The organism is Streptomyces sp. WAC 04229, assembly GCF_003947455.1.
Lineage (GTDB): Bacteria > Actinomycetota > Actinomycetes > Streptomycetales > Streptomycetaceae > Streptomyces.
Genome location: NZ_QHJH01000039.1, coordinates 1 through 22,284, shown reverse-complemented (window position 1 = coordinate 22,284; position 22,284 = coordinate 1). Strand labels below are relative to the sequence as shown.

Annotated in this window: 17 protein-coding genes and 2 pseudogenes; 10 read left to right on the top strand and 9 right to left on the bottom strand. The window is 71.6% G+C overall.

The genetic code is table 11. The annotated features are described in order from the left end of the window. The first annotated feature begins 69 nt into the window (after nt 1-69). The 8 genes from DMH12_RS13940 to pssA all read left to right on the top strand — a co-directional run bounded on the left by DMH12_RS13940 (nt 70) and on the right by pssA (nt 8,994). Complete coding sequence (locus DMH12_RS13940; RefSeq protein ID WP_125491889.1) at nt 70-885, top strand: TetR family transcriptional regulator; 816 nt, start codon at nt 70-72, stop codon at nt 883-885. A 385-nt stretch (nt 886-1,270) separates the two neighbouring features. Beyond that, a complete protein-coding gene (ccrA, locus tag DMH12_RS13935; RefSeq protein ID WP_185832310.1) occupies nt 1,271-2,608 on the top strand; it encodes a crotonyl-CoA carboxylase/reductase in 1,338 nt (445 codons plus the stop codon). A 10-nt stretch (nt 2,609-2,618) separates the two neighbouring features. After that, nucleotides 2,619-4,646, top strand: coding sequence for a protein meaA (locus tag DMH12_RS13930; RefSeq protein WP_125491887.1), 2,028 nt, complete (start codon nt 2,619-2,621; stop codon nt 4,644-4,646). After that, entirely contained in the window at nt 4,643-5,605 is a 963-nt protein-coding gene (locus tag DMH12_RS13925; protein ID WP_125491886.1) for a CoA ester lyase, read from the top strand. The genes DMH12_RS13930 and DMH12_RS13925 overlap by 4 nt, the downstream gene beginning before the upstream one ends. Nucleotides 5,606-5,610: 5 nt before the next feature. Then, entirely contained in the window at nt 5,611-6,123 is a 513-nt protein-coding gene (locus DMH12_RS13920) for a MaoC family dehydratase (RefSeq protein WP_125491885.1), read from the top strand. After that, nucleotides 6,124-7,329, top strand: coding sequence for an acyl-CoA dehydrogenase family protein (locus tag DMH12_RS13915; RefSeq protein ID WP_125491884.1), 1,206 nt, complete (start codon nt 6,124-6,126; stop codon nt 7,327-7,329). A 170-nt stretch (nt 7,330-7,499) separates the two neighbouring features. Further along, nucleotides 7,500-8,156, top strand: coding sequence for a phosphatidylserine decarboxylase (locus tag DMH12_RS13910; protein WP_125491883.1), 657 nt, complete (start codon nt 7,500-7,502; stop codon nt 8,154-8,156). Between the two features lie 22 nt (nt 8,157-8,178). After that, the gene (gene pssA / locus DMH12_RS13905) at nt 8,179-8,994 is read left to right on the top strand and encodes a CDP-diacylglycerol--serine O-phosphatidyltransferase (protein WP_122618910.1); all 816 of its coding nucleotides are present in this window, start codon (nt 8,179-8,181) and stop codon (nt 8,992-8,994) included. A gap of 53 nt (nt 8,995-9,047) precedes the next feature. On the opposite strand, the gene DMH12_RS13900 is transcribed toward pssA, so the two are convergent. After that, on the bottom strand, nt 9,048-10,190 hold the full coding sequence (locus DMH12_RS13900) for a glycerate kinase (RefSeq protein WP_125491910.1): 1,143 nt from the start codon (nt 10,188-10,190) through the stop codon (nt 9,048-9,050). A 165-nt stretch (nt 10,191-10,355) separates the two neighbouring features. Between DMH12_RS13900 and DMH12_RS13895 the strand changes: the two genes are divergently transcribed. Next, nucleotides 10,356-10,850 carry an NUDIX hydrolase gene (locus DMH12_RS13895; RefSeq protein WP_125491882.1) on the top strand — a complete coding sequence of 165 codons (495 nt, stop codon included), beginning with the start codon at nt 10,356-10,358 and terminating at the stop codon, nt 10,848-10,850. Between the two features lie 41 nt (nt 10,851-10,891). After that, nucleotides 10,892-11,623: a Sir2 family NAD-dependent protein deacetylase gene (locus DMH12_RS13890; protein ID WP_125491881.1), complete on the top strand. Its 732-nt coding sequence runs from the start codon at nt 10,892-10,894 to the stop codon at nt 11,621-11,623. On the opposite strand, the gene DMH12_RS13885 is transcribed toward DMH12_RS13890, so the two are convergent. The 8 genes and pseudogenes from DMH12_RS13885 to DMH12_RS13845 form a co-directional block, all read right to left on the bottom strand. Further along, the gene (locus DMH12_RS13885; protein ID WP_125491880.1) at nt 11,620-12,114 is read right to left on the bottom strand and encodes a methylated-DNA--[protein]-cysteine S-methyltransferase; all 495 of its coding nucleotides are present in this window, start codon (nt 12,112-12,114) and stop codon (nt 11,620-11,622) included. The genes DMH12_RS13890 and DMH12_RS13885 overlap by 4 nt on opposite strands. A gap of 39 nt (nt 12,115-12,153) precedes the next feature. Next, nucleotides 12,154-12,963 (bottom strand): annotated as a pseudogene (locus tag DMH12_RS40485) (DNA-3-methyladenine glycosylase family protein); the annotation flags it as partial. A 154-nt stretch (nt 12,964-13,117) separates the two neighbouring features. Beyond that, nucleotides 13,118-13,798 (bottom strand): annotated as a pseudogene (locus DMH12_RS40480) (DNA-3-methyladenine glycosylase 2 family protein); the annotation flags it as partial. Nucleotides 13,799-13,943: 145 nt separating this feature from the next. Further along, nucleotides 13,944-17,858 (bottom strand): glycoside hydrolase family 2 TIM barrel-domain containing protein, encoded by a 3,915-nt coding sequence (locus DMH12_RS13865; protein ID WP_125491879.1) that lies wholly within the window; start codon nt 17,856-17,858, stop codon nt 13,944-13,946. Nucleotides 17,859-18,037: 179 nt separating this feature from the next. Then, nucleotides 18,038-19,642 (bottom strand): alkaline phosphatase, encoded by a 1,605-nt coding sequence (locus DMH12_RS13860; protein ID WP_125491878.1) that lies wholly within the window; start codon nt 19,640-19,642, stop codon nt 18,038-18,040. A 147-nt stretch (nt 19,643-19,789) separates the two neighbouring features. Next, nucleotides 19,790-20,449, bottom strand: coding sequence for an ABC transporter ATP-binding protein (locus DMH12_RS13855; RefSeq protein WP_125491877.1), 660 nt, complete (start codon nt 20,447-20,449; stop codon nt 19,790-19,792). Continuing rightward, nucleotides 20,442-21,428 (bottom strand): ABC transporter ATP-binding protein, encoded by a 987-nt coding sequence (locus DMH12_RS13850; protein WP_125491876.1) that lies wholly within the window; start codon nt 21,426-21,428, stop codon nt 20,442-20,444. Before DMH12_RS13850 ends, DMH12_RS13855 begins: the two co-directional genes overlap by 8 nt. Continuing rightward, nucleotides 21,425-22,284, bottom strand: an 860-nt coding sequence (locus DMH12_RS13845) for an ABC transporter permease (RefSeq protein ID WP_260474210.1), incomplete at its 5' end; no start/stop codon positions are given. The genes DMH12_RS13845 and DMH12_RS13850, both read right to left, overlap by 4 nt.

The following is a 22,284-nucleotide window of genomic DNA, read 5'->3' as shown; positions in this document are numbered from 1 at the left end:
CCGCCCCCCGCGGGCGGGGAGATCCCCGGTCACGCGCATGATTGCGCACACATGCAGTACGTTCGGGTCATGCCCCAGCCCGCCAGGTCCTCACGTACACCAGCCACGCCCGACGCGCCGGAGAGCGCGGCCGGCAGCCGCGCCGCCGCCCAGAGGCTCAAAATGCGCCGGGAACTGGCGGCGGCGGCCATGGAGCTGTTCGCGGCCAAGGGGTACGAGGCGACCACCGTCGACGAGATCGCGGCCCAGGCCGGGGTCGCCCGACGCACCTTCTTCCGCCACTTCCGCTCCAAGGAAGAGGCGATCTTCCCGGACCACGACGACACCCTGGTGCGCGCCGAGGCGGTCCTCAACGCGGCGCCGGCGCACGAGCATCCGCTCGACACGGTGTGCCGCGGCATCAAGGAGGTCATGAAGATGTACGCGGCGCGGCCGGAGATCTCGGTCGCCCGCTACAAGCTGACGCGCGAGGTGCCCACCCTGCGTGAGGCGGAGATCGCGTCGGTGGCCCGCTACGAGCGTCTGTTCACCCGCTATCTGCTCGGCCACTTCGACGAGCACGCGCACGACGACGACGCCAACGACGACCCGCTGCTGGCGGAGGTGGCCGCGTCCGCCGTGGTCACCGCGCACAACCACGTGCTCCGGCGCTGGCTGCGGGCGGGCGGGCAGGGCGACGTCGAGGCGCAGCTCGACCACGCCTTCGCCATCGTCCGCAAGACGTTCGGGACGGGCATCGGCGCGGGGCGCGGCACGGCCTCCGCCGAGCGTCCGGACGGCGCCTCGGCCTCGGTGCACGGCGACGTGCTGGTGACGGTGGCACGCACCGACGCGCCCCTGCACGAGGTCATGCGGACCATCGAACAGGCCCTCAAGGAGCACTGAGCCCACTCCTCCCCCTGTGACGACGGCCACCCTTCGGGTGGCCGTTTTTGCATGTCAACGCCCCTTTTTCCACCTCTCGGGCGGCCCGTTCGATCGATCATCGCTCACCTGTCGCGTAAAGATTTCATCTGAGAGCAAGTTCTGGCACCGAGTGCCTTGCGGGGTGACACGCGGTGCCATACGTTGAAGGTGTCCGGGCTGTCCCCGCGAGCCATCGCCCGCGTGCCCGGCGCCTGCGTCACAGGCACCCTCCGCGCCACAAAGCGCCGCCGAAGCACCACACCCGCCGAACCGACGGCACCCCTCACCCAACCCTCAGCAGCACCGACGTAACCCTCAGCGCCCCTCCCTCAGGGCGCTCGACGCCGGAGGCAACACCGTGACCATGAAGGACATCCTGGCCGCGATCCAGTCGGCCGACTCCACGCCGGACGACTTCGCCGCCCTGCCGCTCCCCGAGTCGTACCGCGCGATCACCGTGCACAAGGACGAGACCGAGATGTTCGCGGGCCTCGAAACCCGCGACAAGGACCCGCGCAAGTCGATCCACCTCGACGAGGTGCCGCTGCCGGAGCTGGGCCCGGGTGAGGCCCTGGTGGCCGTCATGGCCTCCTCGGTCAACTACAACTCGGTGTGGACCTCGATCTTCGAGCCGCTGTCGACCTTCGGCTTCCTGGAGCGTTACGGCCGCACCAGCGACCTGGCCAAGCGCCACGACCTGCCGTACCACATCATCGGCTCCGACCTCGCGGGCGTCGTGCTGCGCACCGGCCCCGGCGTCAACTCCTGGCACCCCGGCGACGAGGTCGTCGCGCACTGCCTCTCCGTCGAGCTGGAGTCCTCCGACGGCCACAACGACACGATGCTCGACCCCGAGCAGCGCATCTGGGGCTTCGAGACCAACTTCGGCGGCCTCGCCGAGATCGCGCTGGTCAAGTCCAACCAGCTGATGCCCAAGCCGGGCCACCTCAGCTGGGAGGAGGCCGCGGCCCCCGGACTGGTCAACTCCACCGCCTACCGGCAGCTGGTGTCCCGCAACGGCGCCGGCATGAAGCAGGGCGACAACGTGCTCATCTGGGGCGCCAGCGGCGGCCTCGGCTCGTACGCCACCCAGTTCGCGCTGGCCGGCGGGGCCAACCCGGTCTGCGTCGTCTCCAGCGAGCAGAAGGCGGACATCTGCCGCTCGATGGGCGCCGAGGCGATCATCGACCGCAACGCCGAGGGCTACAGGTTCTGGAAGGACGAGCGCACCCAGGACCCCAAGGAGTGGAAGCGCTTCGGCAAGCGCATCCGCGAGTTCACCGGCGGCGAGGACATCGACATCGTCTTCGAGCACCCCGGCCGCGAGACCTTCGGCGCGAGCGTCTTCGTCACCCGCAAGGGCGGCACCATCACCACCTGCGCCTCGACCTCGGGCTACATGCACGAGTACGACAACCGCTACCTGTGGATGTCCCTGAAGCGCATCATCGGCTCCCACTTCGCCAACTACCGCGAGGCCTGGGAGGCCAACCGCCTCATCGCCAAGGGCAAGATCCACCCGACCCTCTCCAAGGTGTACGCCCTGGAGGAGACCGGCCAGGCCGCCCACGACGTCCACCGCAACGCCCACCAGGGCAAGGTCGGCGTGCTCTGCCTCGCCCCCGAGGAGGGCCTGGGCGTGCGCGACCACGAGAAGCGGGCCCAGCACATCGACGCCATCAACCGCTTCCGGAACATCTGAGGAGCGCCGCATGACCGATCGTCAGAAGGACCGGCCGTGGCTGATGCGGACGTACGCCGGTCACTCCACGGCCGAGGCGTCCAACGAGCTGTACCGGCGCAACCTCGCCAAGGGCCAGACGGGTCTGTCGGTCGCGTTCGACCTGCCGACCCAGACCGGCTACGACTCCGACCACATCCTCGCCCGCGGCGAGGTGGGCCGGGTCGGCGTGCCGGTGGCGCACCTCGGTGACATGCGCCGGCTGTTCCAGGACATACCCCTGGACCAGATGAACACCTCGATGACCATCAACGCCACGGCCATGTGGCTGCTGGCGCTCTACCAGGTCGTCGCCGAGGAGCAGGGGGTGGACATCACCCAGCTCCAGGGCACCACCCAGAACGACATCGTCAAGGAGTACCTCTCCCGGGGCACGCACGTCTTCCCGCCGGGGCCCTCGCTCCGCCTGACGACGGACATGATCGCCTACACGGTCTCCCACATCCCCAAGTGGAACCCGATCAACATCTGCAGCTACCACCTGCAGGAGGCGGGCGCCACGCCGGTGCAGGAGATCGCGTACGCGATGTCCACCGCGATCGCGGTCCTGGACGCCGTGCGCGACAGCGGCCAGGTGCCGCAGGAGCGCATGGGGGACGTCGTCGGCCGCATCTCGTTCTTCGTGAACGCGGGCGTCCGCTTCGTCGAGGAGATGTGCAAGATGCGCGCCTTCGGCCGCATCTGGGACCGCGTCACCCGCGAGCGGTACGGCATCGAGAACCCCAAGCACCGCCGCTTCCGCTACGGCGTCCAGGTCAACTCGCTCGGTCTGACCGAGGCCCAGCCGGAGAACAACGTCCAGCGGATCGTCCTGGAGATGCTGGCGGTCACCCTCTCCAAGGACGCACGCGCGCGTGCCGTGCAGCTGCCGGCCTGGAACGAGGCGCTGGGCCTGCCCCGGCCGTGGGACCAGCAGTGGTCGCTGCGCATCCAGCAGGTGCTGGCGTACGAGAGCGACCTGCTGGAGTACGGCGACCTCTTCGAGGGATCGAAGGTGGTCGGGGCGAAGGTGGACGAGCTGGTCGAGGAGTCGCTCGCGGAGATGGAGCGCATCGAGGAGATGGGCGGCGCCATGGCCGCCGTCGAGTCCGGCTACCTCAAGTCCCAGCTGGTCTCCTCGCACGCCGAGCGCCGGGCCCGGATCGAGTCGGGCGAGGAGAAGATCATCGGCGTCAACGCCTTCGAGGGCACCGAGCCGAACCCGCTCACCGCCGACCTGGACACCGCGATCCAGACCGTCGACCCGGCGGTCGAGGCGCGCGTCATCGGCTCGCTCCTGAACTGGCGCGACTCCCGCTACCAGCCGCCCTTCAACCACCCGCGTCCCTGCAAGGCGCTGGAGAAGCTGAAGGAGGCCGCCAAGGGCACCGACAACCTGATGGAGGCCACCCTGGAGTGCGCACGGGCCGGCGTCACCACCGGCGAGTGGGCCGGGGCGCTGCGCGAGGTCTTCGGCGAGTTCCGGGCACCGACCGGGGTCTCCTCGGCGCCGGTCGCCGTCGCCGCCGAGGAGGGGTCGGCGCTGGCCGGGGTGCGCCGCAAGGTGGAACTGACCGCCAAGGACCTCGGGGTGGGCAAACTCCGCTTCCTGGTCGGCAAGCCCGGCCTGGACGGCCACTCCAACGGCGCCGAGCAGATCGCCGTGCGGGCCCGCGACGCCGGCTTCGAGGTGGTCTACCAGGGCATCCGGCTGACCCCGGAGCAGATCGTGGACGCCGCCCTGGCCGAGGACGTGCACGCGGTGGGCCTGTCCATCCTGTCCGGGTCGCACGCCCAGCTCGTCCCGGACGTGCTGGACCGCCTCCGTGTGGCCGGTGCCACGGATATACCGGTGATCGCCGGTGGCATCATCCCTGGCGGTGATGCCGAAGCACTGCGGGCCGCCGGAGTGGCCGCGGTCTTCACCCCGAAGGACTTCGACATCACCGGAATCATCGGCCGGATCGTCGACGAGATCCGGTACGCGAACAAGCTCGACCCCCTGGAGGTCCCCGCATGACGACCGTCAACCGCCTTCGCCCCCGCCGTTCCTGTCTGGCGGTACCCGGAAGCAACCCCCGCTTCCTGGAGAAGGCCCAGGGTCTCCCCGCCGACCAGGTCTTCCTCGACCTGGAGGACGCCTGCGCGCCGCTCGCCAAGCCCGAGGCGCGGCACACCATCGTCAAGTTCCTCAACGAGGGCGACTGGACCGGCAAGACCCGCGTCGTGCGCGTCAACGACTGGACGACCGAGTGGACGTACCGCGACGTCGTGACGGTGGTGGAGGGCGCGGGCCCGAACCTGGACTGCATCATGCTGCCGAAGGTGCAGGACGCCCAGCAGGTGGTGGCCCTCGACCTGCTGCTCACGCAGATCGAGAAGACGATGGGCTTCGAGGTCGGCCGCATCGGCATCGAGGCGCAGATCGAGAACGCGCAGGGCCTGAACAACGTCAACGAGATCGCGCAGGCCTCCCCGCGCGTCGAGACCATCATCTTCGGCCCGGCCGACTTCATGGCGTCCATCAACATGAAGTCGCTCGTGGTGGGCGAGCAGCCGCCCGGCTACCCGGCGGACGCCTACCACTACATCCTGATGAAGATCCTGATGGCCGCCCGCGCCAACAACCTCCAGGCGATCGACGGCCCCTACCTCCAGATCCGCAACGTCGACGGCTACCGCGAGGTCGCTCAGCGCGCCGCCGCCCTCGGATTCGACGGCAAGTGGGTGCTGCACCCCGGGCAGGTCGAGGCGTCCAACGAGATCTTCTCGCCCTCCCAGGAGGACTACGACCACGCCGAGCTGATCCTGGACGCGTACGACTACTACACGTCCGAGGCGGGCGGCAAGAAGGGCTCCGCGATGCTCGGCGACGAGATGATCGACGAGGCCAGCCGCAAGATGGCCCTGGTCGTCTCCGGCAAGGGGCGGGCCGCCGGCATGAAGCGCACCAGCAAGTTCGAGATCCCGGAGGCGTGACGGCCATGCAGTTCGGACGGACCTACGAGGAGTTCGAGGTCGGGGCGGTGTACAAGCACTGGCCGGGCAAGACGGTCACCGAGTACGACGACCACCTGTTCTGTCTCCTCACCATGAACCACCACCCCCTGCACATGGACACGAACTACGCCGAGAAGACGACGGACTTCGGCAAGAACGTGGTGGTGGGCAACTACATCTACTCGCTCCTGCTCGGCATGTCCGTCCCGGACGTCTCCGGCAAGGCGATCGCCAACCTGGAGATCGAGTCGCTGAGGCACGTGGCGCCGACCTTCCACGGCGACACGGTCTACGGCGAGACGACCGTGCTCGACAAGTGGCCGTCCAAGTCGAAGAACGACCGGGGCATCGTCCACGTCGAGACCAAGGGCTACAAGCAGGACGGCACGCTCGTGTGCGTGTTCCGCCGCAAGGTGATGGTGCCCACCGAGACGTACATCAAGGAGCGCGGCGGCGAGCAGCCGGGCCGCCCCGACCTGAAGGAACAGGGGAAGTAGATGAGCCGCCTCGCCCAGACCCACGGCCTGACGGACGTCCAGACGGAGATCCTCTCCACCGTCCGGGACTTCGTGGACAAGGAGATCATCCCGGTCGCGACGGAGCTGGAGCACCGGGACGAGTACCCGCAGGACATCGTCGACGGGCTCAAGGAACTCGGCCTGTTCGGGCTGATGATCCCGGAGGAGTACGGGGGCCTGGGCGAGTCGCTCCTGACCTACGCGCTGTGCGTGGAGGAGATCGCCCGGGGCTGGATGTCGGTGTCCGGCATCATCAACACGCACTTCATCGTGGCGTACATGCTCAAGCAGCACGGCACCCGGGAGCAGAAGGACCACTTCCTGCCCCGGATGGCGGCGGGCGACATCCGCGGCGCCTTCTCGATGTCCGAGCCGGCGCTGGGTTCCGACGTGTCGGCCATCTCCTCGAAGGCGGTGCGGGACGGCGAGGAGTACGTCCTGAACGGCCAGAAGATGTGGCTCACGAACGGCGGAACGTCGTCGCTGGTGGCCGTTCTCGTGAAAAGTGACGAGGGTCACCCCGAGGGGACCGCCGCCCACAAGTCGATGACGACCTTCCTGGTGGAGAAGGAGCCCGGATTCGGTGAGGTCCGCCCCGGCCTGACCATCCCCGGCAAGATCGACAAGATGGGCTACAAGGGCGTCGACACCACCGAGCTCATCATGGACGGCCTGCGCATTCCGGCCGATCGCGTGCTCGGCGGCGTCACCGGTCGAGGTTTTTACCAAATGATGGACGGCGTCGAGGTCGGCCGGGTCAATGTGGCGGCCCGTGGCTGCGGCGTCGCTCAGCGTGCCTTCGAACTCGGCGTCCAGTACGCCCAGCAGCGCCACACTTTCGGCAAGCAGATCGCCCAGCACCAGGCCATTCAGTTCAAGCTGGCCGAGATGGCTACCAAGGTGGAGGCGGCGCATGCGATGATGGTGAACGCTGCACGCAAAAAGGACTCGGGCGAACGAAACGACCTGGAAGCGGGGATGGCCAAGTACCTCGCATCCGAGTACTGCAAAGAGGTCGTGGAGGACGCCTTCCGGATCCACGGCGGGTACGGCTTCTCCAAGGAGTACGAGATCGAGCGCCTCTACCGCGAGGCCCCGATGCTCCTGATCGGTGAAGGCACCGCCGAGATCCAGAAAATGATCATCGGTCGCCGACTGCTCGAAGAGTATCGATTCCAGGGTTAGATGTCCGGATACGGGGTGTTTTCTTGGAGAACAAGGTCACACCCCGTAGGCAGTGTTCGGCCGCCGACTCGGCTTCCTGGCTTACCCAGTTGCGGCTGAGAGCCGCTACGATCGCCGGAAAGCCGCCGTCCCCCGTCAGTGTGCGGCATCATCCGCTACGAAGGTCATCCATGCCCCACAGCCAAACCTCTGCACCTCGCGACAGCCTCGCCGGCGTACGCCTCGCGCGCGGAGCATCGCCGTGGCTTCTGCCGACCGTCGCCACCGCAGCCGTCAGCCTCCTGCGTGCCCGCCGTTCCGGCGCGGCCAAGGCCGTCGCCGTCCCCGCCACCGCGCTCGCGGCCGGGATGCTGTGGTTCTTCCGCGACCCCGAGCGCGAGATCACCCGGGGCCGGGTCATCTCGCCCGCCGACGGTGTGGTGCAGAGCATCATGCCGTGGAAGGACGGCCGTACCCGCGTCGCGATCTTCATGAGCCCGCTCAACGTCCACGTCAACCGCGCCCCGCTCTCGGGCACGGTCACGTCGGTCGAGCACGTGCCGGGCGGCTTCGTTCCCGCTTTCAACAAGGAGAGCGAGAACAACGAGCGCGTCGTGTGGCACTTCGACACCGAGCTGGGCGACATCGAGATGATCCAGATCGCCGGCGCGGTGGCCCGCCGCATCGTCCCCTACGTGCCGCAGGGCACCAAGGTCGAGCAGGGCGACCGGGTCGGTCTGATCCGCTTCGGCTCGCGCGTCGACCTGTACCTGCCCGAGGGTGTGGAGGTCGATGTCGAAGTGGGTCAGAAGACGGTGGCTGGGGTGACTCGAATTGACCGTGATTGATCCACAGACGCAGGCCGGCTGGGTGCCCGAGGCCGACGAGATGGACGAAGAGGAGGAGATGCCCCTCTCGCTCCGTCTGTCGATAGCGGACACCCTCACCCTCGGCAACGCCACGTGCGGGTTCATGGCGGTGTACTTCACCACCACCGGGATCCTCATCCCGCACCTCATGGGCAGCGACGAGTCGGGCATGGCCCGGCACAGCGCGGCCACCGCGGTCATCCTGATGCTGTGCGCGGCGATCTTCGACCTGTGCGACGGCCTCGTGGCCCGCAAGCTGCGGTCGTCGCCCATGGGCGCGGAGCTGGACAACCTCTCCGACCTGATCAGCTTCGGCCTGGCGCCGGCGTACTTCGTCCTCGTCTACGGCATGGTCGCGGACGACGCCTACCAGCGAGTGGCGGCGGTGGGGGCGATCGTGGTGCTGCTGGCGGTGGTGCTGCGGCTCGCGCGGTTCTCCTGCGTCACCGTCAAGGACGGCACCTTCCAGGGCATGCCGTCCCCGTTCGGGGCGCTGACGGTCGTGTCGATCGTCCTGCTGGAGCTGCCGTTCGTGGCGACGCTGCTGGCGATCATCGGCACGGCGTGGCTGATGGTGAGCCGGGTCGAGTACCCGAAGCCGCGGGGGCGCCTCGCGGTGGCCATGCTCTCGTGGATCGTGCTCTCCATGGGTCTGCTGGCCGCGTGGGCCTTCGACGCGCCGAGCGGGCAGCTGCTGCTTCAGACGGGGTGCGCGTTGCAGCTGGTGATGGGGGCGGTGATCCCGCTGTTCGCGACGGCTCGGCGGGTGAACAACTTCCGTGACAACCGGCGGGAGGCGCGGGCGGCTCAGCCGTAGCGACGCGCTGACGCGTGGAGGGCCCCGGACCGGGTTGGTCCGGGGCCCTTCTGTCAGCTCAGGAAGTCCCTGGCGATGCCCTCGGCGACCCGCTCCAGGATCGGCCCCGCCTCGGCGATGCACTTCTCCACGTCCGGCTCCACGGCCGTCAGCGGGTACGCCCGGCGGATACCGGCCCGCCCCAGCGCCTCCGCCGGCAGCGCCAGCCGCCCGCACACGGCGACGACCTCCTTGCCCGCGGCCCGCGCCGCCGCCGCGACGCCCGCCGGGGCCTTGCCGTGCAGGGTCTGCTCGTCCAGCGAGCCCTCGCCCGTGACCACGAGGCCGGCCCGCTCCAGCGCCGGCGCGAAGCCCAGCACGTCCAGCATCACCTCGATGCCGGGCCGGAACCGCGCCCCCAGCAGCAGCGCGCCGTATCCGATGCCGCCGGCCGCACCGGCCCCCGGTGACGCCGCGTACTCGGCGGCCCGCGCGCCCACGCCCTCCGCCTGGGTCAGCACCTTCGCGAAGTGCGCGAGGGCTGCGTCCAGGGCCGCCACGTCCTCCGGCGAGGCACCCTTCTGCGGGCCGTAGACCGCCGGGGCACCCTTCGGGCCGGTCAGCGGATTGTCGACGTCGCTCGCGAGCACCAGCTCGACGTCGGAGAGGCGCGGGTCGAGGTTCGACAGGTCGGCCGAGGCCAGAGAGGCGAGGCCGCCCCCGCCCGGCGCGACCGGCTCGCCGTCCGCGTCCAGGAACCGCGCGCCCAGCGCGGCCAGCATCCCGGCACCGCCGTCCGTGGTGGCACTGCCGCCGACCCCGAACACGATCGTCCGGGCCCCCGCGTCCAGTGCGGCCCGCAGCAGCTCGCCCGAGCCGTACGTGGAGGCGGTCAGCGGCGCGAGGACGCCCTCGGGCAGCCGCTGCAAGCCGCTGGCCTCGGCCATCTCCACGACCGCGGTGTCCTCGCGCAGCGCGAACGCCGCCGTCACCTCGTCACCGAGGGGCCCGGCGACCCGCGCCTCACGGCGCTCGAACCCGGCCGCGACCGCCGCGGCCACGGTGCCGTCGCCGCCGTCGGCCACGGGCAGCGCCTCGACCCGGACGTCCGGCACGACACGGCGCAGCCCGGCCGTCACCCGCTCGGCGACCTCCACGGCCGTCAGCGACCCCTTGAACTTGTCCGCGGCGACGAGCACCCGACGGGCCCCGTCCACAGCAGCGTCAGCCACCTTGATCTCCCCTTGCTCTCCGAGCCTTGCGCACGTCAAGGCAGTCGCGCCGCTGCGACCATAACCGGAGGACACCCGCGTCGTCATGCCCTGCCCGCACCCTGGAACGACCGCGGCGGGGGCCCGCCCGGCTCTCGCTACGCTTTCGGGATGACCACTCCTGACTACGCCACCTACATCGCAGGTCTCCCCCGCGTCCTCGCCGGTGCCGCCGCGCTCTTCCGGGACGCCGAGGGACGGGTGCTGCTCGTCGAGCCGAACTACCGCGAGGGATGGACGCTGCCCGGCGGGACCATCGAGTCCGACGACGGGGAGACCCCGCGGCAGGGCGCCTGGCGGGAGACCCTGGAGGAGATCGGTCTCGACGTCCGGCTCGGCCGGCTGCTCGCGGTGGACTGGGTGGGCGGGACGGGTCGCCCGCCGATCGTGGCGTACCTGTACGACGGCGGGGTGCTCTCCGAGGACGACCTGAAGGCGATCAGGCTCCAGGAGGAGGAACTGCTGTCGTGGCGGCTGGTGCCACGCGGCGAACTGGGCACGCACCTGCTCGGGACACTCCACGGCCGGGTCCTGGCCGCACTGGACGTACTGGTGGACGGAACGGGCCCGGCGGAGCTGGAGAACGGCGTCCGGGTCGGCCGATAACCGTTCGCCGGGCCGACCGCGGCCGCCCTACCCTCGACCGCATGACCAGCAAGCCGCTCGTCGCCATCCTCAGCGGGGCCGGCGTCTCGACCGACTCCGGCATCCCGGACTACCGCGGCCCCAACGGGCTGTGGCGGCGCGACCCGGAGGCCGAGAAGCTCGTCACGTACGAGTACTACATGGGCGATCCGGAGATCCGCCGGCGCTCCTGGCTGATGCGGCGGGCGAACCGGACGCCGGGGGCCGAGCCGAACGCGGCGCACCGGGCGGTGGCCGAGCTGGAGCGTTCGGGGGTCCCGGTCCGCGTGATCACGCAGAACGTGGACGGCCTGCACCAGCGCGCCGGGCTCCCGGCCCGCAAGGTCCTCGAACTGCACGGCACCGCGCTGAGCTACGTGTGCACCGGCTGCCGGGTCCGCGGGCCGATGGCGGACGCGCTCGCCCGGGTCGACGCCGGTGAGGACGACCCGCCGTGCCTGGAGTGCGGCGGGATCCTGAAGTCGGCGACCGTGATGTTCGGCGAGCGCCTCGACCCGGTGGTGATGGGTGAGGCGCTCGCCATCAGCAAGGCCTGCCAGGTGTTCGTCGCCGTCGGCACCAGCCTCCAGGTGCAGCCCGCCGCCGGGCTGGCCGGCGTGGCCGCCGACCACGGCGCCCGGCTGGTCATCGTCAACGCGGAACCGACGCCGTACGACGACATGGCCGACGAGGTGGTCCGGGAACCGATCGGCACGGCCCTGCCCGAGCTGCTGCGCGGGCTGGGCCAGGGCTAGAACAACGGCGCCGGTCCCGCCGTGCCCCGTTCGAAGTCCAGCAGCCGGCGCTTGCGTTCCAGGCCGCCGCCGTAGCCGGTGAGGCTGCCGCTCGCGCCGATGACGCGGTGGCAGGGGACGATGATGCCGATGGGGTTGCGGCCGTTGGCGAGGCCCACGGCCCGGGACGCGGCCGGGTTGCCGAGGGCGTCGGCGAGTTCGCCGTAGGTGCGGGTCTCGCCGTACGGGATGGAGCGGAGTCGGTCCCAGACCGTGCGCTGGAACGGGGTGCCGTTCAGGCGCAGGTCGAGGGTGAAGTCGGTCAGTCTGCCGTCGAAGTACGCGGTCAGTTCGTCCTCCGCCTGCGCGAACGGTGCGTCGTCGGGCGTTCCGAAGGCCTCCTCCGGCGGGCGGTGGCGCTGGTCGGTCATGTAGAGGCCGCACAGGACGCCGTCCTCGGCGACGAGGGTGAGGGCGCCGTACGGGCTGTCGATCACGGTGTGCTGCTTCATGGTGTGCTGTTTCACGGGTCCGGTTCCCACGGGTCGTCCTTACACGGGCAGGAAGTTGATGGGGTGGCTGTCGGTCGCCCACAGGTACTGGACGGCGTACGCCCGCCAGGGCCGCCAGGCCGCCGCGCGGGCGGTGAGCGCGGCCGGGGTGGAGGGCAGGCCCAGCTCCCCCGCGGCGCGGCGGATGCCGAGGTCGGTGGGGAGGAAGGCGTCGGGGTCGCCGAGGGCGCGCATGGCGATGACGTCGGCGGTCCAGGGGCCGAAGCCGGGCAGGGCCAGGAGCCGGGCGCGGGTCTCGGACCAGTCGCACTCGACGCCCAGGTTGACCGAGCCGTCGGCCAGGCGGGCGACCAGGGTGGTGAAGGTCGTGCGGCGGCTGCCCGGCATCGCGAGGGTCTGCGGGTCCACCGCCGCCAGTGCGGCCGTGGACGGGAAGAGGTGGGTCAGGCCGCCCTCCGGGTCGTCGACGGGGTCGCCGTGCGCCGTGACCAGGCGGGCGGCGTGGGTGCGGGCGGCGGCGGTGGAGACCTGCTGGCCCAGTACCGCACGGACGGCGAACTCCGCCTCGTCCACCGTGCGCGGCACGCGCCGTCCGGGCGCCTTGTCGACGAGCGGCGCGAGCAGCGGGTCGGCGCGCAGTTGGCCGTCGATCGCCGTCGGGTCCGCGTCCAGGTCGAGGAGCCGGCGGCAGCGGCTGATGGCGACGGTCAGGTCGCGCGGGTCGCTGAGGGTGAGGCGGCAGCCGATGTGGTCGGGGCCGGGGGTGAGGGCGACGATGCCGTGACCGCACGGGAGGCGCAGGGTGCGGCGGTAGGCGGCGTCCCGCCACTCCTCCACCCCGGGGACGGCGGGGGGGGGGGGGGGGGGGGGGGGGGGGTGGGGGGTGGGGGGGGGGGGGGGGGGGGGGGGGGGGGGGGAGGGGGGGGGGGGGGGGGGGGGGGGGGAGGTGGCGGGGCCGGGGGGGGGGGGGGGGGGGGGGGGGGGGGCCGCGGTCCCGCCACTCCTCCACCCCGGGTACGGCGGTGGCGGCGAGGTGGCCGAAGAGGTTGTCGGGGTTGAGGGGGGTGCGGAAGGGGAGGCGGAGGGAGAGGGTGCCGGGGGTGCTGCCGGCGACGCGGTGCCTCGGTGCTCGGGTGCGCAGTTCGCTCGGGGAGAGCGCGAAGACCTCGCGGACGGTGTCGTTGAAGGTGCGCACGGACGCGAAGCCGGCCGCGAAGGCGACGTCCGCCATGGGCAGCGGGGTGGTCTCGATCAGCACCCGGGCGGTCTGGGCGCGCTGCGCACGGGCGAGCGCGAGCGGTCCGGCGCCCAGTTCGGCGAGGAGCTGGCGTTCGACCTGCCGGGTGCTGTAGCCGAGGCGCGCGGCGAGGCCGGGCACGCCCTCGCGGTCCACGACGCCGTCGGCGATCAGGCGCATGGCGCGGGCGGTGAGGTCGGCCCGCTGGTTCCACTCCGGGGAGCCGGGGCTGGTGTCCGGGCGGCAGCGCTTGCACGCCCGGAACCCCGCCTGCTGGCAGGCCGCCGCGCTCGGGTAGAAGGTCATGTTCCGGGGCTTGGGCGGCACCACCGGGCAGCTGGGCCGGCAGTAGATGCGGGTGGTCAGGACGGCCGTGAAGAACCAGCCGTCGAACCGCGCGTCCTTGGACCGGACGGCGCGGACGCAGCGCTCGGTGTCGGTGTGCATTCCCGTCTGCATGGGTCCAGGATGGTCCACCGGCCGGGGGGACGCTGGCGAGAATCCGACATGGACCTCGCGCTTCCTGGGCCTGCCCGGATCACCGTGTGGACGGGGAGCCCCGGGTCACCCCGGACTCCCCGTCCGTTCCCGGTTACTCGGTGGCAGTGGGCCGCCGCGAGGCCGCCGTCGCCTCCTTCACGTCCGTCAGCGGGCGCAGCCGGTAGGTGTAGGCGTAGTCCCGGTCGGCGAACAGCTTGAACTCGTCGTGCGTGTGCGCGCCCCAGCTGTTGTCGCCGCCGACGCCCATCTGCCGGTGGTTGAGGCGCAGGACCACCTCGTCCCGCGGCGTCAGCTGGTAGTCGTGCCGGACACCGGCCGACAGGTCCTCCGGCGTGAAGTACGAGGCGTTGGCCTCCAGCAGCGGTTCGCCGGACGCGAGCAGGCCGACGCCGTGGCGGTCGGTGAGGGCGATCCAGCGGACGTCGGTCTTGTTGCCGTTCTCCTGCGGGCGGATGTAGGGGGTCCACTGCTCGGCGACGGTGCCGGAGTAGAGGCCGACGTCGGTGCCGGTGTTGCGGTCCCAGTGGTTCTCCTCGGGACCGCGCCCGTAGTAGTGCAGGCGGTCCAGGCGGCCCGGCAGGAAGAGCAGGGTGCCGATCTCGGGGATGTAGGGCAGGGTCGCGGCGCCCGGGTGCAGGGTGTTGTCGACCTTGATCTCGCCGTTGCCGAACACCGTGTAGGTGGTGCTGTACGTCGACTCCACCGTGGTGGGCAGCGTACCGCTGACCTTGATCTCGACGGCGCGGTCACCGAGCGGGCGCACGGCCACGTCCGTGACCGCGCGGCGGGCGCCGGCGTCGCGCCAGGTCTGGTTGCGGGTGTGCTGCCCGTTGCCCTTGTCGTTGTCGGTGGGCGCCCGCCAGAAGTTGGGCGCGGGTCCCGAGGTGATGAGCCGGATGCCGTTGGCCTCGTACGAGGTGATGGTGCCGGTGCGCTTGTCGACGGTGACGGAGAAGTCCTTGCCGCGCACCCGCACGTCCTTGTCGCGGTCGTCGTGGCGCAGGGCCGGGACGCTCGCGAGCCGTACGGGGGCCGCCGCGCGGGCTTCGGGGCCGACGGGGAGCTGCTGGCGGGCCACCTCGAAGCCCGCCTTCGCCCACGGCGTGGAGTCCTTGGTGGCGAAGGACAGCTCCAGGAAGTACTCGGTGCCGTCGTCCGCGTCGTCCGGGAGGCGGACGGGGACGGTGATGTCCTTGGCGGCCCCGGGCGCCACGTCGAGCTGGTCCCGGGTCAGTGTTCCGCGCCGCACGACCCGGCCGTCGGCGACGAGCTCCCACCGGCCGTCGAACTCGCGCAGGCCGGTGAAGAGGTACTCGTTGGTGAGGGTCACCGCGCCGGGGTCGCCGCCGGGCCGGCGGGTGGCGTGGATCGCCTGGTAGACGCGCTTGACCTCGGCGGACTTGCCGGTGTGGCCGCGGTCGGCGGTGACGATGCCGTCGGCCACGAAGGCGCCGTCGTTGGGGTTGTCGCCCCAGTCGCCGCCGTACGCGAGGAACGTCTTCTCCCGGGGCCGCTTCCGCTCGGTCTTCACGGTGGCGGCGTCGAACCAGAACCGCACGCCGTCGTCCTGCGGACCGCGGTCGTCGCGGGCCAGTTCGGCGGCGGAGAGTGCCCGGGCGTAGACGCGGGCGCGCCGGATCCGGCCGCTGAACTCCCTGATCTGGGTGTCGGCGTCGGTGGCGAGGGCGAGGGGCGCGGTGTTGCCGCTGGGACGCCGGTCGGTGGTGCGGGTGGCCCGGACCACGCCGTCGACGTAGAGGGTCAGCGTTCCGGCGTCCGCGTCGAAGACACCCGCGAGGTGGTGCTCCCGGCCGGTCCAGTCGTCGGGCACGTCCCAGTTCGCGGTGATCCACTGGCCTTCGGAGTGGATGAAGAACTCCAGCTTCCGGTCGTTCTGCTTGAGCGCGTACTGGGTGTCGCCCTTGGCGATGAGCGGCTGGTGGTAACCGGTCACGTGCGGGGTGATCCAGGCCTCCAGGGTCAGGGAGTCGCGGAGGTCGAGGCTGTCGTCGCGCTCGAAGACCGTGATGCCGGACAGGCCCTCGTCCCGGTCGAGCCCGCCGCGGGTGGCCAGGATCTCGCCGCGCAGTGCGGCGGGTCCGGCCTCGGTGAGCAGGGTGCGGGCGGGGACCGGGGTGTACAGGGACTGGTCGACGAAGTCCCAGATCCAGCCGCCCTGGAGGACGTCGTGGGCGCGTACGACGTCCCAGTACTTCTTGAGGTTGCCGGTGGAGTTCCCCATCGAGTGGGCGTACTCGATCATGACGTACGGCCGGGTGTCGGAGGTGTCCCGGGCGCGCTGCTCGACGCGCTGCGGGGTGTCGTACATCTCCGAGCGGATGTCGCTGATGCCGGGGCGGTCGTCGCCCTCGTACTGGATGACGCGGGTGGGGTCGTAGGAGCGGATCCAGTCGTGCATGGCGGTGAAGGTGCTGCCGCCGCCCGCCTCGTTGCCGAGCGACCAGATGACGACCGAGGCGTGGTTCTTGTCGCGGTGGACCATGTTCTGGGCGCGGGCCACGCACGCCTCGGTCCAGTCGGGGTGGTCGCCGGGGTACTCGTCGCGGATGCCGTGGGTCTCCAGGTTGGTCTCGTCGACGAGGTAGAGGCCGTACTCGTCGGCCAGTTCCAGCCAGTACGGGTTGTTGGGGTAGTGCGAGGTGCGGACGGAGTTCATGTTCATCCGCTTGATGATCTTGGCGTCCTCGACCATGTCCTCGCGGGTGAGCGCGGTGCCGCGGGACGGGTGCATCTCGTGCCGGTTGGTGCCGCGGAAGGAGACGGGCCGGCCGTTGATCCGCATCAGCCCGTCCCTGAGCGCGAACTCGCGCAGGCCGACCCGGTGCGACAGGGTTTCGACCACCTTGCCCGCCGGGTCCCGCAGCTGCAGCACCGCCGTGTACAGGTACGGCCGCTCGGCCGACCAGAGCCTGGGCTCCGGCACCGCCTTGGCGGCCCGTACGGTGACGTCCTCGCCGGGGTCGGCCGTGCCGAGGTCGGCGGACTGCTGGAGGGGCCGGGACCAGACGGCGTGGCCGCGCGCGTCGTAGAGCTGGGTCTCGACGGTGTAGCGGCCGGTGGCGCCGTCGCCGTACGCCCGCACGCTCGCGGTGACGGCCAGCTCGGCGGCGGTGTACGCGTCGTTCAGCGGGGTGTCGAGCTTGAAGTCGCGCAGGTGCACGGCCGGGGTGGAGTAGAGGTAGACCGAGCGGAAGATGCCGCTCAGCCGGATCATGTCCTGGTCCTCCAGCCAGTCGCCGTCGGCGTAGCGGTAGACCTCCACCGCGATCTGGTTGGTGCCGGGCTTCAGGTGGTCGGTGATGTCGTACTCGGAGGGGGTGTAGGAGTCCTCGTCGTAGCCGACCAGTTCGCCGTTGATCCACACGTAGTGGGCGGACTTGACGCCCTCGAAGTGGAGGAAGGTGCGGCGGCCCGTCCAGTCGCGGGGGACGGTGAAGGTGCGCCGGTACTGGCCGACCGGGTTGTAGCGGGTCGGCGCGGTGGGCGGCTGCGGGTCCTCGCCGCGTCCGTTGGGGCCCCAGTACGGGTAGGTGATGTTGAGGTAGATCGGGAAGTCGTGGCCGTGCAGCTGCCAGACGGACGGGACGGGGATCGTCTCCCAGTCGGCGTCGTCGGTGTCGGTGCGGTGGAAGTCGGTGTCCCGGTCCTCGGGGCGGTCGGCGTAGGCGAACTTCCAGGTGCCGTCCAGGCTGAGCCGGTGGGGCGAGCGGGTGCGGTCGGCGGCGAGGGCCTGCCCGACGTCCTTGTACGGCATGAGCGTGGTGTGCGGAGGCTCGGTCCCGAGCCGGAAGACGCCGAAGTCGTTCCACTCCGGGGTCGCGGCGGGCTGCGTCCGCCGCCCGGCCGCGTGCGCCCCGGCGGGCGACGCGGACAGGGCGAGGGCGCCGAGGACGGCGGCACCGCCCTCCATGAGACGGCGGCGGCTGACGACGGGGCGGGGCAGGCGGGCCGGGGATCCGGTGGGTGACACGGGCGAGTGCGGCATGACCGTGGCCTTCCGTGGGCTTCGGGGGCGGCTCAACACACGGTGCTGTGGAAGCAGTTGACACTGGGATGGTGCACAACTGCCGGTGACGCGGCGACTACTGAGTCAAGGTCACCCTAGGACCCGAACACAACCGAATCAATTATCCCGTCGGACTCTGTTGGTTCCTGAGCGAGCCCTCAGGCGTCCTGGACCCCGGGTACCCCCGACTCGATCACGAACGACTTGTCGGTGCGGACCGGCGCGCCGGGCCGGGTGACGTAGTCGACCACGCGGTAGTCGGCGGTGCAGCTGTCCCGGGACACCGTGCAGCGGACGTAGCCGCGGCGGCTGCTGTAGTACTTGGTGTGCGGGTTCTCGTCCCAGTACACCTGGCCGGGGTCGTGCGTCGCCGAGCCGTCGCCTCCCGAGGTGACGGACGTGGTGACGAACTCGCTGCCCAGCAGGCGCGTCTCGGGGCGCTCGAAGTCGCGGCGCAGGTCGTTGGTCCAGTTGTGGTGGACGTCACCGGTGAGCACCACGAAGTTGTCGATGCGGCGCTGCTCGACGTAGCCGAGCACCCGGTCGCGGGAGACGCGGTAGCCGTCCCAGCCGTCGTTGTAGCCGCCGTCGTCGGGGCCGGCCACGGCGTCCCAGTTGGCGAAGTAGATCTGCTGCGGGAGCACGTTCCAGGTGGAGCGCGAGCGCGACAGGCTCCGCTCCAGCCAGGCGTGCTGCTCGTCGCCGAGGATGGTGGCCTTCGGGTCCCACTGCTCCGGCCCGGAGACCTGCCACTTGTCGCCGTACGGCTGGTTGGTGCGGTACTGGCGGGTGTCCAGGACGCTGAAGGTCGCGGTGGCGCCGAACTCCAGCCGCCGGTACAGCGGCAGCGCGGTGTCCACCGGCTTGCGCAGGCGGCGCAGCGGCATGTGCTCCCAGTACGCCTGGTAGGCGGCCCGGCGGCGGGCGGCGAAGCGGGCGGTGCTGTCGTTGCCCTGGCCGGCGTCGCCGTTCTCCGGGCTCAGGTCGGCATAGTTGTTGTCCGTCTCGTGGTCGTCCCAGGTGACGACGAACGGCACGGTGGCGTGCAGCAGCCGCAGGTCGGGGTCGGTCTTGTACTGCGCGTGCCGGGCGCGGTACTCGGCGAGGGTGTTCATCTCGTCGCCGTGGTGGGTGCGCACGTCGCCGTTGGCGCCGGCCGCGTACTCGTAGAGGTAGTCGCCCAGGTGAAAGACCACGTCGGGGCGCTCCTCGGCCATGTGCCGGTACGCCGTGAAGTGGCCCTCCTCCCAGTTGGCGCAGGAGGCGAACGCGAAGTCGACGGCGGGCGAGGTGCCGGGGGCCGGAGCGGTGCGGGTGCGGCCCACCGGGGAGAGGGCGTCGCCCGCGCGGAAGCGGTAGTAGTACTCGTGGTGGGGCCGCAGGCCGCGTACGTCGGCGTGGACGGTGTGCGCCTCCGCGGGCACGGCGTGCTCGACGCCGCGCCGGACCACCTTGCGGAACCGCTCGTCGAGGGCGACCTCCCAGCGCACGGCGACGGGACGCGCGGGCATGCCGCCGTCGTCGTCGAGCGGTTCGGGCGCGAGTCGGGTCCAGAGGACGACGCCGTCGGGCAACGGGTCGCCGGACGCCACCCCGAGCCGGAACGGGTCGCTCGGGACACGGCCGGGTGCGGCGGTGGCGAACGGTGCGGCACCGGTGCCGAGCAGCACCGCGCCGGCGCCGGCGGCGCCCGCGATGCCGAGGAAGCCCCTTCTGTTCAGCGGATTGAACGAGTTCGGAGAGCTGGCGCGCTGCGGGGTCATCGAACCTCCCAAGGACGGATGGCCGGACGACCACCAGGCAAGGGGGGCGGAGTTAACCCCGGTCGCTGCGTTCGTGGACCGCGCTTGTCAAAGACATGTCGATGCGGGTACTCGGCGTGGATCCGTGGGGGGTGTGTGGCGGAACCGTCAGGGATGCGTGAGGGTGTCCCACTCGACGGTGCGGTCGCACCAGCGGTCCAGGAGGACGCGGTCGTGGCCGACGGCCAGCAGCCCGGCGCCGGTGACGGCCCGGTAGTCCTCCACGACCCGCACCAGGGCGGCCGTGGTGGAGGCGTCGAGCATCGCCGTCATCTCGTCGCACACCAGCCAGCGCGGGCGCAGCACCAGGGCGCGGGCCAGGCAGGCGCGCTGCAACTGGCCGTCGCTGACCTCGTGCGGGCGCCTGGCCAGCAGGTCGGTGGTCAGTCCGACGGTGGCGGCCAGTTCGGCGACCCGGACGGCGGCGTCCGCGCGCCGGCCGGTGGCGCGCAGCGGTTCGGCGATCAGGTCGGCGAGGGCGAGCCGGGGGTCCGCGGAGAGCCGGGCCTGCTGGAAGACGACACCGAAGGCGGTGCGTCGCTCGCGCGGGGCGCGGTGGCGCCAGCGCCGTACGGGCGTGCCGTCGACGACCAGGGTGCCGGCCTCGGGCTGGTGCAGCAGGGCGGCGACCCGGGCGAGGGTGGACTTGCCGCAGCCGCTGGGGCCGAGCAGCCCGACGGCCTCTCCCGGCGCGACGGAGAGGGTGACGTCCCGGAAGACGGGCGCGTTGCGGGCGTATCCGGCGGTCACGGTGCGCAGTTCAAGCACGGTCGGCGGCCTCCGGGAGCGCGGCGTGGGGGTGGTGGCAGGCGACCGTGCCGGTGAGCGGCGGCAGGACGGCGCAGGCGTCGGTCGCCCGGTCGCAGCGGGCGGCGAAGGCGCAGCCGTCGGGGAGGGCGCCCAGCTCGGGCGGCAGGCCGGGGATCGGGGTGAAGGCGCGCTCGGGCAGCGCGTCGAGCAGACCCCGGCCGTAGGGGTGGCGGGGGCCGGGGGCGCCGAAGAATTCTCCGGCGTCGGTGAGTTCGACGATCCGGCCCGCGTACATCACGGCGATCCGGTCGGCGACGCGCTCGGCGGCGGCCAGGTCGTGGGTGATCATCAGCAGGGCACGGCCCTCGCCGTCCGCCGTGTTGTCGACATGTCGTCTCAACTCGTCGACGGTGCGGTCGACCAGGTCCCGGTCGAGTCCGGTGGTGGGCTCGTCGGCCAGCAGCAGCGGGGCGTCGCCGACCAGGGCGAGGGCGGTGGCGGCGCGCTGGGCGAGGCCGCCGGAGAGTTCGTGCGGGTGGTGGTCGAGGTGGTCCACGGGGAACGCGGCGCGTTCGGCGGCGGCCTCGGCGGCCTTGCGCAGGGCCGCGCGGCCACGGACGGCGGTGAGTTCGGCGACCGTCTCCTCCAGTTGGGAGCGGATGGTGCGCACGGGGGTGAGGTGGGCGGCCGGGCTCTGCGGGACGAGGCCGGCCAGCCGGCCCCGCACGGTACGGGCGAAGGTGCGCTCGTCGGTGGCGAGCAGGTCCAGGTCGCCGAGCAGGGCGGTGCCGGCGGTCTGCGCGTTGCCGGGCAGCAGGCCCAGCAGGGCGGAGGCGAGGACGGACTTGCCGCAGCCGCTCTCGCCGATCAGGGCCAGGCACTCGCCGGCCGCCACGTCGAAGTGGGCGTCGGTCACGGCGGCGACGCGGCGCCCCCCGGGCATCAGGAAGCGCACCGACAGACCGCGTACCGACAGTACGGGGGCTCGCTCGGTCACAGCATCAGCTCCGATCGGCGGCGGGGGTTGATCCGCTCCCGCCAGGCGCCCGCGAGTCCGGCGACGGCGAGGGTGGGCACGATGATGAACAGTCCCGGGAAGAGGGTCGGCCACCACTGCCCGGCGAGCAGCGAACCCCGCGCCTCCTGGATCAGGTTGCCGAGGCTGGCGGTGTGCGTGGGCAGCCCGAGCCCGAGGAAGGACAGCGCCGACTCGTGCCACATGGCGTGCGGCACCATCAGTACGGCGGCGAGCGCGGCCTGGGGAAGCACGCCGGGCAGCAGATGCCGTACGGCCACCCGCCACCGGGACGCGCCGCCGGAGACGGCCGCGTCGACGTAGGGGCGCGAGCGCAGGGACAGCACCTCGGCGCGGACGATGCGCGCGGTGGACAGCCAGTGGGTGAGCGCGACGGAGGCCACCACCGGCCAGACGCCCGGCCGGAACATCGCCACGATGAAGATGCCCAGCAGCAGGTGGGGCACGGAGGAGATGGTGTCGACGACCCGCATCACGCCCCGGTCGACCCAGCCGCCCAGCGCCCCGGCGGTGGCGCCCACGGCGGTGCCGACGACCGTCGCCGTCAGCGCCGCCGCCACCCCGACCAGCAGGGAGACGCGCAGTCCGTACACGCAGCGCAGCAGCAGGTCGCGGCCGACGTCGTCGGTGCCGAAGGGGTGCTCCCGGCTCGGTGGCCGCAGCTTCGCCGCGAGGTCGACGGCCTGCTGGTCGAGCTGGACCAGCGGCGGCACGAGCAGCACGGCCAGGACGGTCAGGGCGAGCAGCGCGGCGGAGGTGCGCAGGCGCAGGGTGCGGGTGGAGCGGCGGGCGGTGCCGACGGAGCGCCAGGCGGGGC

What these genes read in the sequence shown, in the direction of transcription:
- DMH12_RS13940 (WP_125491889.1), top strand. Translation starts at nt 70, where the DNA reads ATGCCCCAGCCCGCCAGGTCCTCACGTACACCAGCCACGCCCGACGCG.
- ccrA (WP_185832310.1), top strand. Translation starts at nt 1,271, where the DNA reads ATGAAGGACATCCTGGCCGCGATCCAGTCGGCCGACTCCACGCCGGAC.
- DMH12_RS13930 (WP_125491887.1), top strand. Translation starts at nt 2,619, where the DNA reads ATGACCGATCGTCAGAAGGACCGGCCGTGGCTGATGCGGACGTACGCC.
- DMH12_RS13925 (WP_125491886.1), top strand. Translation starts at nt 4,643, where the DNA reads ATGACGACCGTCAACCGCCTTCGCCCCCGCCGTTCCTGTCTGGCGGTA.
- DMH12_RS13920 (WP_125491885.1), top strand. Translation starts at nt 5,611, where the DNA reads ATGCAGTTCGGACGGACCTACGAGGAGTTCGAGGTCGGGGCGGTGTAC.
- DMH12_RS13915 (WP_125491884.1), top strand. Translation starts at nt 6,124, where the DNA reads ATGAGCCGCCTCGCCCAGACCCACGGCCTGACGGACGTCCAGACGGAG.
- DMH12_RS13910 (WP_125491883.1), top strand. Translation starts at nt 7,500, where the DNA reads ATGCCCCACAGCCAAACCTCTGCACCTCGCGACAGCCTCGCCGGCGTA.
- DMH12_RS13895 (WP_125491882.1), top strand. Translation starts at nt 10,356, where the DNA reads ATGACCACTCCTGACTACGCCACCTACATCGCAGGTCTCCCCCGCGTC.
- DMH12_RS13890 (WP_125491881.1), top strand. Translation starts at nt 10,892, where the DNA reads ATGACCAGCAAGCCGCTCGTCGCCATCCTCAGCGGGGCCGGCGTCTCG.
- DMH12_RS13885 (WP_125491880.1), bottom strand. Translation starts at nt 12,114, where the DNA reads ATGAAGCAGCACACCGTGATCGACAGCCCGTACGGCGCCCTCACCCTC.
- DMH12_RS13865 (WP_125491879.1), bottom strand. Translation starts at nt 17,858, where the DNA reads ATGCCGCACTCGCCCGTGTCACCCACCGGATCCCCGGCCCGCCTGCCC.
- DMH12_RS13860 (WP_125491878.1), bottom strand. Translation starts at nt 19,642, where the DNA reads ATGACCCCGCAGCGCGCCAGCTCTCCGAACTCGTTCAATCCGCTGAAC.